Origin of the sequence: Streptomyces sp. NBC_00984, assembly GCF_045162475.1 — a bacterium.
GTDB lineage: Bacteria > Actinomycetota > Actinomycetes > Streptomycetales > Streptomycetaceae > Streptomyces.
Window position 1 is genome coordinate 299,772 of record NZ_CP108734.1, and the last position, 15,408, is coordinate 315,179.

At 68.9% G+C, this 15,408-nt stretch carries 12 protein-coding genes and 2 pseudogenes; 9 read left to right on the forward strand and 5 right to left on the reverse strand.

The window, feature by feature from the left end; all coding sequences use genetic code 11:
• Positions 1-593 precede the first annotated feature (593 nt).
• Positions 594-884: pseudogene (locus tag OG520_RS01405) on the forward strand (IS630 family transposase); the annotation flags it as partial.
• 285 nt (positions 885-1,169) lie between these two features.
• On the opposite strand, the gene OG520_RS01410 reads toward OG520_RS01405, so the two are convergent.
• On the reverse strand, positions 1,170-1,949 hold the full coding sequence (locus OG520_RS01410; RefSeq protein ID WP_406011853.1) for a TetR family transcriptional regulator: 780 nt from the start codon (positions 1,947-1,949) through the stop codon (positions 1,170-1,172).
• A gap of 119 nt (positions 1,950-2,068) precedes the next feature.
• Between OG520_RS01410 and OG520_RS01415 the strand changes: the two genes are divergently transcribed.
• Positions 2,069-2,953: an SDR family NAD(P)-dependent oxidoreductase gene (locus OG520_RS01415; protein ID WP_406011854.1), complete on the forward strand. Its 885-nt coding sequence runs from the start codon at positions 2,069-2,071 to the stop codon at positions 2,951-2,953.
• Positions 2,954-3,123: 170 nt separating this feature from the next.
• Here OG520_RS01415 and OG520_RS01420 read toward each other — a convergent pair whose 3' ends face one another.
• Positions 3,124-3,714 carry an isochorismatase family protein gene (locus OG520_RS01420; protein ID WP_406011855.1) on the reverse strand — a complete coding sequence of 197 codons (591 nt, stop codon included), beginning with the start codon at positions 3,712-3,714 and terminating at the stop codon, positions 3,124-3,126.
• Positions 3,715-4,684: 970 nt separating this feature from the next.
• Between OG520_RS01420 and OG520_RS01425 the strand changes: the two genes are divergently transcribed.
• Positions 4,685-4,987 carry a hypothetical protein gene (locus OG520_RS01425; protein WP_406011856.1) on the forward strand — a complete coding sequence of 101 codons (303 nt, stop codon included), beginning with the start codon at positions 4,685-4,687 and terminating at the stop codon, positions 4,985-4,987.
• The gene (locus OG520_RS01430) at positions 4,920-5,393 is read left to right on the forward strand and encodes a GNAT family N-acetyltransferase (RefSeq protein WP_406011857.1); all 474 of its coding nucleotides are present in this window, start codon (positions 4,920-4,922) and stop codon (positions 5,391-5,393) included. The genes OG520_RS01425 and OG520_RS01430 overlap by 68 nt, the downstream gene beginning before the upstream one ends.
• Positions 5,394-5,960: 567 nt before the next feature.
• On the opposite strand, the gene OG520_RS01435 is transcribed toward OG520_RS01430, so the two are convergent.
• On the reverse strand, positions 5,961-6,179 hold the full coding sequence (locus OG520_RS01435) for a transposase (RefSeq protein ID WP_406011858.1): 219 nt from the start codon (positions 6,177-6,179) through the stop codon (positions 5,961-5,963).
• A gap of 359 nt (positions 6,180-6,538) precedes the next feature.
• Between OG520_RS01435 and OG520_RS01440 the strand changes: the two genes are divergently transcribed.
• Both OG520_RS01440 and OG520_RS01445 read left to right on the forward strand, forming a co-directional pair.
• Positions 6,539-8,080, forward strand: a complete 1,542-nt coding sequence (locus OG520_RS01440; RefSeq protein WP_406016393.1) for an SDR family oxidoreductase — start codon at positions 6,539-6,541, stop codon at positions 8,078-8,080.
• Positions 8,081-8,284: 204 nt separating this feature from the next.
• On the forward strand, positions 8,285-9,658 hold the full coding sequence (locus OG520_RS01445) for a cryptochrome/photolyase family protein (protein WP_406011859.1): 1,374 nt from the start codon (positions 8,285-8,287) through the stop codon (positions 9,656-9,658).
• Positions 9,659-9,953: 295 nt separating this feature from the next.
• On the opposite strand, the pseudogene OG520_RS01450 reads toward OG520_RS01445, so the two are convergent.
• Both OG520_RS01450 and OG520_RS01455 read right to left on the reverse strand, forming a co-directional pair.
• Positions 9,954-10,523, reverse strand: a pseudogene (locus OG520_RS01450) (oleate hydratase).
• Positions 10,524-10,654: 131 nt separating this feature from the next.
• Complete coding sequence (locus OG520_RS01455) at positions 10,655-11,170, reverse strand: hypothetical protein (RefSeq protein WP_406011860.1); 516 nt, start codon at positions 11,168-11,170, stop codon at positions 10,655-10,657.
• 561 nt (positions 11,171-11,731) lie between these two features.
• Between OG520_RS01455 and OG520_RS01460 the strand changes: the two genes are divergently transcribed.
• The 3 genes from OG520_RS01460 to OG520_RS01470 all read left to right on the forward strand — a co-directional run bounded on the left by OG520_RS01460 (position 11,732) and on the right by OG520_RS01470 (position 15,386).
• On the forward strand, positions 11,732-13,174 hold the full coding sequence (locus OG520_RS01460) for a basic amino acid/polyamine antiporter (protein WP_406011861.1): 1,443 nt from the start codon (positions 11,732-11,734) through the stop codon (positions 13,172-13,174).
• 55 nt (positions 13,175-13,229) lie between these two features.
• Positions 13,230-14,492 (forward strand): arginine deiminase, encoded by a 1,263-nt coding sequence (locus tag OG520_RS01465; RefSeq protein ID WP_406011862.1) that lies wholly within the window; start codon positions 13,230-13,232, stop codon positions 14,490-14,492.
• Between the two features lie 603 nt (positions 14,493-15,095).
• Complete coding sequence (locus tag OG520_RS01470) at positions 15,096-15,386, forward strand: hypothetical protein (protein WP_385335421.1); 291 nt, start codon at positions 15,096-15,098, stop codon at positions 15,384-15,386.
• Positions 15,387-15,408: the final 22 nt, after the last annotated feature.

Genomic DNA, 15,408 nt, shown 5'->3' on the forward strand with positions numbered 1-15,408 from the left:
CCCCGTCCTCGCGGTCAGTGCCGTTCTCTGTCCGGGCCACGACAGTCGCCGGCGGACATACGGCCGGAACGGGCGTCGGCGCCAGTCGTCCTGCTCCTCTGCTTCGGGCCGAGGAGCCGCGGCAGGGCCGAGGAGCCGCGTGCTTCGGGCTGAGGAGCCGCGGCAGGGCCTGTCATGGCACCCGACGAGACAAGCTCAGTCACGCCCGACCGCGCCTGACCGTTCGGTCGTCGGTCGGCTGGAGCTCTCGCCCCTGTGCCCGTAGGGCCGGCGGACTCCGGCCTCGTTCGCCCGGCCTGTACACCGCACAGGAACTGCGGATCAAGGGCTGTCGCCAACGGCTGTGCGGCATGTACGGCCCCCGCCGAGCTCATCGCCCTGTTCGGATCCGGCCAAGGTGCGCACGACGCGCTACCGATTCCGGGGAGCAGTGATTCCTTCGCCCTGGCCCGCCAAGGGACAAGGACCCCGAGGCCTTCGAAGGGGACGTGTGGAGAGCCCCGGTGCTCGGAATCGGGCACGCCGGATTCGGGAGGCAGTTCGGGGAATGCCACCAGCAGCAATGCTGGCAGGGCGCCCCGAACCGATCTCACATCAGCCACGAGGGCCTGCGCATCCTGCTCTGCGAGGAAGGCGTCGGCTTTCAACGCGTGAAGACCTGGAAGACCTCCTGCGATCCGGACTACGCCGCCAAGAAGGCCCGCGTCGAGCACCTCTGCGCGATTGCCGACGGTGAGGTCATACCCGGGGCCGACGAGCCCGAGGTGGTGATCTGCCTGGACGGGTTCGGACCGCTCAACCTGATGCCCCATCCCGGGCGGCAGTGGGCCGAGCGCGGTGGCGGGCACAAGGACCCCGACCGCGAACCGCGCCGGCGGCGCCGGTTCCGACCGACGCCTGCGGTCGTTGTTCATGTGTGCCGCTGGCTGACGCGCAGTGGGTGCGGATCGAGCCGTTGCTCCCAGGTCGGACACCGCGGCGGGGTGGCCGGTGGAGAGAACACAAATGGTGACCAGGTCGCCGACGATGGAGTCGACGTTGCGTCAGTACCGCAGGGCGCGGTTGGCCTCGTCGACGACCATGCCGTCCCTGGTTCCCTGGGCGGGCAGGACGGTGAGCGGGCCAGCCAACAGGGCAGCCGTAGCGACGCCCGAGACCGGACCATTCCGTTATTGCGTTCGGCCGTCGAGGTCCTCCCCAGGGTGATCCGTTTCGTCCGTTCCCCCATGAGGGGGCGCGTCCGCTGCTCCGGCGGCTCGGCAAACGGCGCCGGTGGCGTAGCCGGTGAGCAGGGCGGTCAGGATGTCGGTCAGCCTGGGTTCGACGTCGATGACGGAGTGGGACAGTTCGGGATCGGTCTCGTAGAAGGCGCGCAGCTGGGTGCCGGGGGCGGCCATCTGCCAGAGGGCTCCGGCCATCGAGGTGGCGGTCGTCACGACACTGCGTGCCTGGTCGGCGTCGAGCGGTGTGATCGCGCTGATGGTGGCGCCGATGCTCGCGACCTCCGCGATGGCGCCCTTCTTGAACGTTCGGACAGTGTCGGTGGAGACGTTGCGTTCCAGATTCAGCGGGGTGTGGGCCAACAGGTCGCAGAACAGCGGGCGGGCCACCAGTGACTGAGCCAGCGTGCCGGCGATCGATCGGGCGGTTTCGGCCCACTGCTCGCCGTCGGCGGGGGGGCAGGGTGTGATGGCCTCGATCTGTTCGCGCACCGCGGCCGACCAGTCGTACCAGGCGGTGCCCGCCAGACGCAGGAAGATGTCCTCGCGCGTCTCGAAGTAGCGCAGCATCGCGGACTTGTGCATGCCGACCTCGTCGGCGATGGCGGTCACGGTCACCTCCCGTACTCCCTTCGTCGTGGCGAGGCGTGTCGCCGCCGCGACGATCGCCTTCTCCCGGGCCAGCTTGGCCTCGGGGCTGCGAGCGCGCAGGAAATCAGCCTTGGTCATGACCCCATTATAACGAAACCAGGTTTCAGTAATGCCGTGACGGCGGCGAGCGGCGGCGAACCACCGAGAGTTATCACAACCACGTTGCACTAATAACGCAACCGTGTTTTGGTAGAGGCATGAACGCACACACCCACACCTGGTTCATCACTGGCTCGTCCCGCGGCTTCGGCCGCGCCCTCGCGATCGCCGCCCTCGAAGTCGGCGACAACGTCGTCGCCACGGCACGCAAGCCGCAGCAGCTGGACGAGCTCCTGCAGCAGTACGGAGACCGCGTCCTGCCCGTCGCGCTCGACGTCACCGACCGGTCGGCAGCCGTGGCCGGCCTGCAGGCGGCGGTCGACCGGTTCGGCAGGGTCGACGTGGTGGTCAACAACGCCGGATACGCCAACACCTCGGCCGTCGAGACCACGCCCGAGGACGACTTCCGCCGCCAGTTCGACACCAACTTCTGGGGCGTCTACAACGTCTCGACAGCGGCGGTCCCGGTCCTCAGGGCGCAGGGAGGCGGCACGATCGTGCAGTTCTCCTCCATCGGCGGCCGCGTGGGCGGTACGCCGGGGCTCGGGTCCTACCAGGCGGCCAAGTTCGCCGTGGACGGCTTCACCCGGGTGCTCGCGGCCGAGACCGCCCCGTTCGGCATCAAGTACCTGGTCGTGGAGCCGGGCGGGTTCGCCACGGACTGGGCCGGAGCCTCGATGCAGACCCCGGACGTCGCATCGGAGTACGACGCGACGGTCGGCGAGATGGTGCGCCTGTTCAGCGGCGCGAACGCCCCGGGCGACCCGAAGCGGGCCGGCGACATCCTGGTCCGCGTGGTCAAGCACCCGGCCCCGCCCTCTCACCTAGTCATCGGGGCCGGTGCCGTCCAGATGGCACAGGACTACTCACGCGGCCAGTTGGAGGAAGCAGCCCGGTGGGAAGCGGTGAGCCGTGCGGCCGACTTCGACCAGGAACCGGTCGACCTGCCCGCCCCCACGCCGCAGACGGGGGCACGGTCATGACACAGTTCACGGACAGGGAAGCACCTCGTCCCGCGGTGCCCCCGCACTGCCCCGCACGACGAGCCCGCCGATTCGACGGCCGCCGCCCAGGGGTGATCTCCCCCGCAGGCGCCCCGGTCGGTACCGAGGCACCGGCATCGTTCCCGGCCAGCCGCTTGCGACCGACGTATTCAGGCAGCGACCACAGGTTCGCCGCTGAGCGCGACGCCGGCCCGGCGCAGTTCGTCGAGTGCGGTGCGCGTGGTGTCGGCGGCGACACCAGCGGTGTAGTCGAGCAGGACTTGCACCGTGAAGCCCGCGCGCGCTCCGTCCAGTGCAGTCGCCTTCACACAGTGGTCGGTCGCGATGCCGACGACGTCGATGTCGGTGACATCGCGGGCTCTCAGCCAGTCGGACAACGTCGTACCGTCCTGCGTGAAGCCTTCGAAACCGCTCTTCGAGGCGGAGTGCGCGCCTTTGAAGACGACCTCGTCGACGTGCCCGGAGTCCACGGCGGGCGCGAAGTCCGGATGGAACTCGCCTCCCTCACTGCCGACGACGCAATGCACGGGGAACGAGTCATGGAAGTCGGGGTTCTCGGAGAAGTGGGCGCCCGGGTCGACGTGGTGGTCACGGGTGGCCACGACGAAGGCGTACTGCTCGTCGGGGCGTCGGACCAGTTCGGCGATGGCGGCGGCCCGGCCCGCGCCGCCCTTCACCGGAACGCTGCCGCCCTCGCAGAAGTCCTTCTGCACATCAACGATGATCAGTGCACGACTCACGGAAAAGCCCCTTCCTTCGGATATGGCCTCTCCCCGATGGTCGCCCTTCCGCCGGCGGGCGGGCGCGCCACTCGCCGGTCATTCACCCGACCGGCGCGGCCCGCACAGCAACGAGGCGCAGCGCTCTCTCCCCCGCAGGAGCCCCGGGGCAGAGAAGTCTCGCGCTGTGTTGTGCTCGGTACCCAGCTTGTCCTTGGTCGCGGAAGGGCCCCACGGGCCTTGCCGCGGCTGCCGAATCCGTGACCAGGCCCCCTGCCTGCCCCTCCCCGTGGCTTCGATCGGGATGAGCAGCGTTGAAATGGCGAATGCCATAGTCGGCTTCGTCGCCCTGGTGCACCATGTGAAGGACACCGGCGAGTGCCTGACCGTCACCGCGGGCGGCGCGCTGTTCTGGACCCCATGTCAGCCGCGTACGGCCGGTTCGAGCTCGGCATGGACGGCCCATCTAGATCCGGGGCCGACGACTGCGAAGGTGCCCGGCACGCTGCCACTCGACCGGGGAAGGGTCGCAGTCCCTCGGTGTCCTGGGGCGGCCGGCCCTCACGAGGGACGAACCGAACCAGACCTTGACCTGTTCGGCCGCGTTCCCCACGACGGCCATCATGCGTCGACCGTCAGCAGCGCTTCACAGCGGGGCCTGAGCTGGGCGATCAACCGTCACTGTCACGGGCAGCCAGTCGTCAGTCTTCGATGGCACACACTCAAGGTCCAATGGCAAAGGACACCCGCCGCCACTGCCTCGATCCGCACATGTTGATGTGTGGACTCGCACCGCAATTCGAAGGCCTCCCAATGGACATCGCCCCATGCGGGTGCGTCGCCGCGGCGGCACTCGATTCCGGCAGGCGCTGCCTGTGGGTCGCGACCTGGGCAGCCTGCTCCTCGATGCAGTCGGGGCTGTCCGGTTTCCCGGACCGGTAGGCGAGGTGGAACTGCGTCTCGCCCTCCCCGCGAACCGGATCCCCTCGACATGGAGCTCATACAGGAACTCCTGGCCCCGTACATTGCCGCCGCCGACGAGGACCTCACAAACGGCGTACTGATCCGCACCACCGACGGCTACGAGGTCGACGTGGACATCAACGAGGTCTGTATCGTCGTCAGCCGCTTCCCGCCCGGCCAGTTCTTCGATGTCCTGGCCGAGCTGGTGGACCGGCTCAGGGCGAGTGTGACCCCGACGGACCGGCCACGGATATGGCACTGCCATGATCGTCGTCATGGGGATACACATCGCACCGGCCCAGGTGGACGACTTCCGCCAGGTCCTGACTGACCACCCCCGTTACTGGGGCGAACGCGACCTTCGGTCGCTGCACCTTCTTGCACTGGTGCAGGAGTTCGGTTCGACCTGCCTGGTTGCCCGAGCCGGGGACGGCATCCGTGGGTACATCTTCGGATTCGTCACCCCAGAGGGCACCGGGTACGCACATCTGATCGCTACGCGGGACGACGCCCGCGGCACCGGTCTCGGGCGTCGTCTGTACGCAGCGTTCGCCGAGGCAGCGGAACGTCATGGTGCACGGCAGTTGAAAGCGATCACATCGATCGAGAACACTGGCTCGATCGCCTTCCACCGCAGCCTCGACTTCGACACGGAGATCGTCGACGACTACAACGGCCCCGGCAGGGCTATGGCCGTCTTCCGCCGAGATCTGCCGTTCAACGTCTCGCGTTCCTGACCAACCAGCCGTCACTCGTCATTGCTCCCCAGGTCGTAAGACCCGGACGGCGAGAAAGCCGATGGAAGTGGCACAAGAGCGGTTGGAGAAGATACGCGCCCGCCACAGTGCCGATCTCAATTTCCCACGGGCACGAGCGGCTCGCGACAGCGCCCAAAAAAGGCGGGACCTGACCGGACGCCGCCCGCTCCAGCGGGCCGCCCTGCGATTGGCTCGATGCAGCTGCTCGGCTGGGTCGACGAAGCTGATGCGCCGCCGCCCGGGGCCTCTGAACGGTGTTGCCCTCCGGAGACGGGTTATTCGTCCGTGGAAGAACGCCCGCTCCGCTTGTTCCAGGGGATGTGGGTGGCGAGCACGTCACCCACCGTGCCGACCACGTTGAATGCGAGCCAGCCCACGCCCTTCAGGACTCGCACGACCGCAGAAGCCGCAGCCTCTTCCATGTTCTGATCCCCTCGTGTCCGTCCCCGTCGCTTACTTCGATCTTGGAGACGCGTTCTGTCGCCACTCGGTTGCCCGGGGAGACAATTCACGGGTCGCCCTACAGTTGATCTTGACTGCGGGTGGTCACCGCCTGCTCGGGGGCCAGGTCGCGGCATCGCCGAAGACGAACCAGCCACCGCGCTCCGGGGGTCGGCCGCCCTTCGGGTCGTAGACACGCGGCGGTGTCGGTCGTCGCATGACTCGGTCCGCGCGCAGACGGCTCAGGATCTGTACCGGGAGGCCGGCGAGGAAGTGGGCGATGCGGGGCCTGCGGCCCCGACGTGATGCTGGCGCAAGCGCCACAGGGGCGGTTGGTGATCGTCCCGCGCGCGCCCGGTCACCCGCCCCTGCTCCCCGGCTGACCGGCCCGGCTGCCCGCCCGGCGGTGCTGGAAGCGGGACGGCAGGCAGGCGTGGTGAACTAGGTCGTGACGGCCGTCACAGTAGCCGCGCACCGTGCGGACCTGCGTGCGCCCGGTGCCGCCGCGCGGGACTGTAATCGAGGTGGCGGCGGAGCCGGTCGGGGCCGCTTCCACGTCACGGCCGCCGGCCCGTTCGCTGTGACGGGCGCGGTCACGCCGTGGAGGCCATGATCGGGCGACATGGGGACAGTCGGAGCGAGCACCTGGAGGGACGATCGTGGGCACGAATGAACAGGGGGACATGGAACAGTTGCACTGCCTGGTCACCGGAGCGTCCGGGTACATCGGCGGGCGTCTCGTACCGGAACTGCTGCGAGCGGGCCACCGGGTGCGCTGTCTGGCCCGCTCCCCCCGCAAACTCCGTGACCACCCCTGGGCGGGTGACGCCGAGACGGTACAGGGCGACGTGACAGATGCGGGCTCGGTCGCCGCGGCCATGCGCGGGATCGACGTCGCGTACTACCTGGTGCACGCCCTCGGTACCGGCTCCGCATTCGAGGACACCGACCGCCGTGCGGCCCGTGTCTTCGCCGAACAGGCGCACTCCGCCGGCGTGCGACGGATCGTCTACCTGGGCGGACTCACGCCACCGAATGTGCCCGAAAGGTCGCTCTCCCCGCATCTGCGCTCCCGGGCCGAGGTCGGGCGAATCCTCCTCGACGCGCCGGTGCCCGCCACCGTGCTGCGAGCAGCGGTCGTCATCGGCTCGGGGTCGGCCTCCTTCGAGATGCTGCGCTATCTGACCGAGCGACTGCCGGTCATGGTCACCCCCAGCTGGGTGCACACCCGGACCCAGCCCATCGGGGTACGCGATGTCCTGCGCTATCTCGTCGGCTCGGCCACCATGCCGGACGATGTCGACCGGGCGTTCGACATCGGCGGGCCCGATGTCCTCACGTACCGGGAGATGATGTGCCGTTACGCCGCCGTCGCCAAACTGCGCCGGCGGCTCATCGTGCCGGTTCCGGTGCTCACGCCGAGGCTGTCCAGCCACTGGGTCGGCCTCGTCACCCCGGTGCCCGCCTCCCTGGCCCGCCCGTTGACGGAGTCACTGCGTCACGAAGTCGTCTGCCGGGAGCACGACATCGCCCGGTACGTGCCCGACCCTCCGGGCCTGCCGCTGCCGTTCGACGAGGCGTTGGCCCTGGCACTGCGGCGGGTGCGTGAAGCCCAGGTCGCCACCCGCTGGTCGTCCGCCGCCGTACCGGGGATGCCCAGCGATCCGCTGCCCACGGACCCGGACTGGGCCGGAGGCAGCCTCTACCAGGACGAACGGCAGCTGTCGGTCGATGCATCCCGAAAGGCCCTGTGGAAGGTGATCGAGGGGATCGGCGGCGACAACGGCTGGTACTCCTTTCCGCTTGCCTGGGCGGTCAGGGGATGGCTGGACCGGTTCGTCGGCGGCGTCGGACTCCGCCGCGGACGGCGCGACGCCGAGCACTTGCGGGTCGGGGACTCACTGGACTTCTGGCGGGTCGAGGAGATCGAGCCCGGACGGCTGCTGCGGCTGCGCGCGGAAATGCGGCTGCCGGGCCTGGCATGGCTGGAAATGTACGCCGAGACGGACTCCGAGGGCCGTACCCGCTACCGGCAACGAGCGCTGTTCCACCCCCGCGGTCTGCTGGGCCACGCCTACTGGTGGTCCGTCTCCCCGTTCCATGCCGTGGTCTTCGGCGGCATGGCCCACAACATCACCCAAGCCGCCGCCAAGGGCATGAGCGCGCACGGAACCTCGTCGCACGGCGACCACGCCCGGAGCTCCCGGCGACGGGTCGGCCGCTAGGGCCTGTCCGGCGGATCAGGGCCGGACAGGGCGCGGCGTCTGGTGCGGTGCATCGCAAGGCGCCGGAGCGTCCTGATAGCGGAGCTGTCCGGGCGTTTCGGCAACGCCTCGAGGTGCCGTGCCAGACGCCACGCCCCCGGCCCTGATCCGCCGGACAGGCCCTAGCGCCCATCAGCACCACCTCATGACACCAGGAGTGACGCCATGACCGTCGCGGTCGTCCTGTTCACCTCGGATCTGCGTCTGCACGACCATCCCCCACTGCGCGCCGCACTCGCGGCGGCAGACGAAGTGGTGCCGCTGTTCGTACTCGATCCGGGTGTCCACGCAGTCGGCTTCGACGCGCCCAACCGCAGCGCCTTCCTCTCGGAATGCCTGGCCGACCTCGACGCCTCGCTGCGCCGACGCAATGGCCGGCTGGTGGTGCGCACGGGGCCGGTCGTCCGGGAGGTCTGTGCGCTCGCCGCGGAGTGCCAGGCCTCCGAGGTGCACATGGCCGCCGGCGTCACCGGATACGGCCGGCGCCGGGAGGAGCGGCTGCGCGACGGTCTCGGCGATCACGGCGTGACGCTGCGCGTGCACGACGGCGTGGTCACCGCCGTCGACGCGGGGACGCTCACTCCGGCCGGCTCCGACCACTACGCCGTGTTCACCCCCTACTTCCGCCGCTGGTCACAGGAGCGGCTGAGGGCCCCCTGGCCGGCGCCACGCACCGTGCGCGTCCCCGACGCGGTGCGCGGCGAGCCGTTACCGTCCCGTGACGGGCTGTCAGGTGTCTCCCCCGGTCTTCCGGCCGGAGGGGAGACGCGGGGGCGTGAGCGGTTCTCCCGATGGGCGCGCAAGGATCTGTCCGGGTACGAAAACCGCCACGACGACCTGGCGGGCGACGCGACCTCGCGGCTGTCACCGTACCTGCACTTCGGGTCCCTCTCGCCGGTGGAACTCATCCAGCGGGCCCGCACGCACGGCGGGCCAGGGGCGGACGCGTTCGTGCGCCAGCTGTGCTGGCGCGACTTCCACCATCAGGTACTGGCGGCACGCCCGGCGGCGTCCGTCGAGGACTACCGCACGCGGCACGACCGGTGGCGGACCGAGGACGAGGCAGCCGAAGACATCACCGCATGGCGTGAGGGCCGCACCGGATATCCGGTCGTCGACGCGGCGATGCGCCAACTCCTGTACGAGGGCTGGATGCACAACCGGGCGCGCCTGCTGGCGGCCAGCTTCCTGGCCAAGACCCTCTACGTGGACTGGCGGATCGGCGCCCGGCACTTCCTCGACCTTCTCGTGGACGGCGACATCGTCAACAATCAGCTCAACTGGCAGTGGGTCGCCGGAACCGGCACCGATACCCGCCCCCACCGCGTGCTCAACCCGGTCGTCCAGGGCAAACGCTTCGACCCGCAAGGAGCGTACGTACGCCGATGGGTGCCGGAACTGCGAGACGTGGCACGCAATCGCATCCATGAGCCGTGGCGGCTGCCCGAGCGTGAACGGGCGCACCTGGACTACCCGGAGCCGCTGATCGACCTCGCGGACGGCCTGGCACGGTTCAAGCACGCCCGCGGCCGGGGCTGAGAGAGAAACGCCGCCGGCCGCCAGCGGCCTGCCGCCAGCCATCCGTGTCACCGACGGACGGCTCGGTCGACCGCCGATGCGCCGGGCCGTGTCCGTTCCGGACACGGCCCCCGGCATCCTCGGAATCATTCAAGTGGTTCGCTGTGTGCTTCTGTCTCAGGCGGAAGCGGTTCTCAGCGCGGACCAGGCGATCTTCGGATCGGAGAGACCGTGGTACATCGCCGGGATCTCCTTGTCGACGCCGAAGTGGTGGTAGACAGCGACTGAGCGTCGATGTAGGGCATCTGGACGGTGGTCACCTTGGTGGTGGCCCGGACCTCGTCGGCGATGTCGTCGAAGCCGAGGTGGCCGAGGAGTTCGTCATGTCGATGCGATCGCGGGCGTCCAGACCGAGCTGGGAGGCGTCGGCGATGGTGCGGTCGCCGTTGATGATCCGGGCCTTGGCGTTCGTTGGGTGCTCGATGTTGAAAGCGAGCATTTCCTGCCGTACCGAGATCGCCGGATCGTCCAGGGTCGGGATCGTCTACAGCAGGTTCCACAGGCACACGTGGTGTGCTTCCTCGAACATCCGGCCACCACGGGTGACGTATCCGCCCTCGGCGGTCGGGGCCGGGGCTCCGTCCATCGGGCCTCCGGCGATCGGCAGCTGCTCCAGGATGTGGACGTTCTCACCGGACACGCCGGCGTCTCGTACGAGGAAGGCGGCTGCGGCCAGCGAGGCGATGCCGCCGCCGCCGAGATAGGCATGGGAGTTCTTCGATGCCGGCACGAGTTGACCTCCGGTACGGCGGGAACGGGCACGGAGCGGTCGCGGCGGGCTATGTGACCCGCCGGCCCCCACCGGGCCTCTCCCACCTCCGCACATCGCGCGAACGGAGCAGGCCCCGTTTGCTCATCCAGTGGTTGGGCGGCCCTTCGGAGCCGGACTGCGCACCGCGTCCCCGCCCCGGGGCCCGCCCCAGGAACGGCTGTGTTCGCGAAGGTGCGGTGAGCGGTTCATTGCTCGTCGTCGAGGCCCTGGATGTCAACAGGCAGTGTTCCCTCGAAAGTGACGAGGATTCCGTAGGGGTCCGCCAGTCGGAACCTGCTCTCGGCGAAGCGGATTGCCCAGGTCTGGTCGGCCCACACCGTTGCTTCGGGAAGCGCCAGTGGCAACTCCGGAAGGTCCAGCCAGCTCAGTTCCTCGGTTGTAAGTTCAAAGTCTCGTTCCCGGAGTCGGGTGCGGCAGTACTCCGAGGCTTGGTCGACGAAGACGTCGAAACGACTCACAACATCGTGAGCGAGTCGGAGGGTGGAGTCTTCCGGCGGGGCGGCCGGCTCAATCACCAGAGTCATCCCGGCCGGGTCCGCGCCTGCCGGCACCGGGAAGCAGCCGGTCCAGCAGGCCAGCGACGGCGGGCTGTCCGTCCGTATCAACGCAAGCCCGGCGATATGCAGGGTTGCGGGCAGTTCCGCGTCGACGTCAGGCGCTTCAGTGCTCCTGCCGCTCGGTGATGCGCCGTTGTCGGACATTGGCTCAGCCTAGGCGCCGCCTGGTCACGACGGTGACCCGACAGCCGGGGCACACGGCGATCCGCGTGACCGCTTCCGCCCCCGCGCCGAATCGATCGCGCACCAGCGCCGGGCGCCGGCCGGTACCACCCGGGCATGGGTTCTGCCCGGGTAACGCCGACGATCGAGTGGACAGCGGATATTTGCCGGGTTACGAGCGATTCAACCGTCGAATTGATAATGTCCGTAATGCGAATTTTCAACTGATGTATTCGGGCTGAGGAACGTAGGACGTGGGACGCGGCACCACGGTCACCGGATGCAGGTCGGCGAATCCTGCGCCCCCTGCCCGGACACCCCATCCCTCTCCGAACCTTCCCCGGCACGGTACTGACGTGGACTCACCGGGTCCTCCGGATCCCTCTCCCCGGGTCGCTCCCGCGCGTGCGGCGGCCTGGTGTCCGCAGGCACCGCGCCGGGCACCTCGCATCGTGCCGGTCCCAGGGCCGAGGCACCCCCTGCGGGAAGGCCGGGACAACCTCTCTGCGTGAACCTCCACTCCACTCGCACCCTAGGAGTCCCATGAGCACGACGGACGAGGCACCGACCGCCGGACAGGCCGCCAAGCTGACCGTTCCGACACTCACCGCGATGGTGGTCGGCTCCATGGTCGGGGCCGGTGTGTTCTCCCTGCCGCGCCGGTTCTCCGAGGAGACCGGAGTTGCCGGAGCCCTCATCGCCTGGGGGGTCGCGGGGACCGGCATGCTGATGCTCGCCTTCGTCTTCCAGGCACTCGCGGTCCGCAGACCGGACCTCGACGCCGGGGTGTACGCGTACGCCAAGGCCGGGTTCGGCGAGTACCTCGGATTCTTCTCGGCCGTCGGCTACTGGGCCAGCGCCTGCGTCGGAAACGTCACCTACTGGGTGCTCATCATGTCGACGATCGGCTCCGTCGCGCCCGCTCTCGGAGAGGGTGACACTGCGCCGGCGATCGTGCTGTCGGCGGTCGGCCTGTGGGCGTTCTTCTTCCTCATCCGACGTGGGGTCAAGGAGGCCACGGCGATCAACAGGATCGTCACTGTCGCGAAGATCGTCCCGATCCTCGTCTTCATCGTCCTTGCTCTCTTCTTCCTCAAGCCCCACGTCTTCGCCGAGAACTTCGCGGGCGCCGACTACGCCGGATCCCTCTTCCACCAGGTCCGCGGCACCATGCTGGCGACCGTCTTCGTCTTCCTCGGCGTGGAAGGCGCCAGCGTCTACTCCCGCCACGCCAAACGCCGCGAGGATGTCGGGCGCGCCACCCTGCTCGGCTTCATCAGCGTCTTCTGCGTCTTCGCCTCCGTCACCGTCGTCTCCTACGGCATCCTGCCCATGCACGAGATCGCCGAACTCCGACAGCCGTCGATGGCCGGCGTCCTCGAAGCAGCCGTCGGCACCTGGGGCCGGGTCTTCGTCAGCGTCGGGCTCATCGTCTCCGTGCTCGGCGCCTATCTCGCCTGGACTCTCATGGCCGCCGAAGTGCTGTTCGTCTCCGCCAAGGACAACGACATGCCGCGCTTCCTGCGCCGGTCCAACCACGCCGATGTGCCGGTTCCTGCCCTGCTGATGACCACGATCCTGTCCCAGGTCGTCCTGGTGGTCACGGCCTTCTCCGAGGACGCCTTCAACTTCGCCCTCGACCTGACCAGCGCGCTCAGCCTCGTCCCGTTCCTTCTCGCCGCCGGCTACGCGGTCAAGGTGGCGGTCGGCCGGGGCGGCGCGGACCGATCGCCCCGCCCCGGCCGCGAACTGACCATCAGCATCCTCGCCACCGTCTACACCGCATTCCTGATCTACGCCGCCGGCCTGAAGTACCTCCTGGTGTCGCTCATCATCTACGCCCCGTCCTCCGCGCTGTTCGTGATGGCCCGCCGCGAGCAGAGCCGCAGGCCCTTCTCTCCGGGAGAGGCCATCATCCTCGCCGTCTCCGCAGCCGGCGCCGTCGTCGGCATCATCGCCCTGGCGGCGGGATGGATCAGCATCTGACCCCAACTCTTCGTGTCCGGAACCACCTTGAAGCGCCGTCACCGAAAGGGCTGCCATGACCAATCCCAGCGTCCACCCCGCCACCGCGTACGGCGTCCACTCCGAGGTCGGCCGACTGCGCAAGGTCCTGGTCTGCCGGCCCGGACTCGCCCATCGCCGCCTGACCCCCACCAATGCCGACGACCTGCTCTTCGACGACGTGATGTGGGTGGAGAACGCCCAGCGCGATCACGCCGACTTCGTCGACAAACTGCGCGGACGCGGCGTGGAGGTCGTCGAGCTGCACGACCTCCTGGCCGAGACCATGGCGCTGCCCGACGCGCGGTCATGGCTCCTGGACCGCAAAGTGATCCCCAACGAAGTCGGCCTGGGCCTCATCGACGGCACACGCGCCTTCCTGGAGTCCCGCACCCCCCAGCGGCTCGCGGAGTACCTGATCGGCGGCCTGGCCACCGACGACCTGCCTGAGGAGTACCGCTCCGGGTACCTGGCCCTGGCCCGATCCTCCGCCGACGCCCGCGAGTACCTCATGCCGCCGCTGCCCAACACTCTCTACACACGGGACACCACATGCTGGCTGTACGGCGGACTCACCCTCAACCCGCTGTACTGGCCCGCCCGGCACGACGAGACACTGCTGATGAAAGCCCTCTACACCTTCCACCCGGACTACAAGGGATCGGACGTGTGGTGGGGTGATCCCGAACAGGACTGGGGACAGGCCACGTTCGAGGGCGGCGACATCATGCCGATCGGCAATGGCGTCGTCCTGATGGGCATGAGTGAGCGGACGTCCCGGCAGGCCATCACCCAGGTCGCGGCAGCTCTGTTCGCCGCGGGCGCGGCCCAGCACGTCATCGTCGCCGGGATGCCCAGGCTGCGGTCCGCGATGCACCTCGACACCGTCTTCACCTTCGCCGACCGTGACATCGTCACGCTCTACCCGGCCATTGTCGATGCCATCCACACCTTCTCCCTCCACCCGGCCGACAAAGCACCCGGAATGGAGGTCGACGACGAGGGGAAGGGCACTTTCGTCAAGGTGGTGGCCAAGGCACTGGGACTGCCCGGCCTCCAGGTCGTCGAGACCGGGGGCGACGCATACGCCTCGGAGCGCCAGCAGTGGGACAGCGGCAACAACGCCGTCGCCGTCGAACCCGGCGTGGTCTTCACCTACGACCGCAACACCCAGACCAACACCCAACTGCGCAAGGCGGGCGTGGAGGTCATCACCATCGTCGGCGCCGAGCTGGGCCGCGGTCGCGGCGGCGGCCACTGCATGACCTGCCCGATCATCCGCGAACCCGTGCAGTACTGAACCCGGGCAGCGGGCGGGAGATGTTCCGGAGGCCAGGCCTCCGCAGAAGGTTCCGGGCCCGCGGTCGCCCATGTGTACGCCCCGGCGCGGGCCCGGCTGCCGGCACGGCGAGCACGGCGTGCACAGCCTGGAACTGCTCGCGTGCCTCGTGGAGGCGGGCCGCCGTGGAATGGGTCTTGTCCAGCCGGCAGCGCATGTCCATCTCCCGCCGGTCGTGCTGCGGTTCCGTGAGCGGGTCGAGAAGCCCGTGCCGGGAGGAACGCCTCATGGTGCAGGACGGCTTGTGTCGGCGTACTCGCCACCGACCTGGCCCTCAACGCACCGAAGGACGCCCCCGTCCGGTCGGGAAGGGCCAGGTGGCCACCGGGGTTCCGTTCGTAGCGGTGATTGAGGCGGAGCCGAGGCCGCACGGGTCGGGCGGGCGCATGCAGCTGCACCTGGTGGTGGGACAGCGGTTGGGACATGTCCGGGACGGGCCGAACCCCTGGTCGCTCCCGCCGGTGAACGTCCAGAGTGGGCGGCAGCCAAAAGGTCGCACCAGTACAACCGACGTTCCCTGGCGTGTTCAGGATTGTTCCGTACTGTCAGAAGGAGACTTTCGCCATGCGCAAACGCACTGCCGTTCTTGGTGCCTTCGGCGCCGCCGCTCTCGCGCTGTCCGTCTCGACGAGCGCCCAGGCCGCCACATGGACGCCCACAGAAGCCACCAAATACGCCAACATCCGAGAGTGCTATCGCGCTACCTGCGCGCCGACTGGCGTCATCTTCCCGGAGATGCCCGTCTGGTGGTCGCACTATGCGTACAACGATGCGGGCAACAGGTGGTACTACGTCAAGAACGACAACGGCAATACGGGCTGGGTGTACTGCGAGAACGTCACCGCAGGCTGCTGAGGGCCCGCCGATGCCCTGGCGA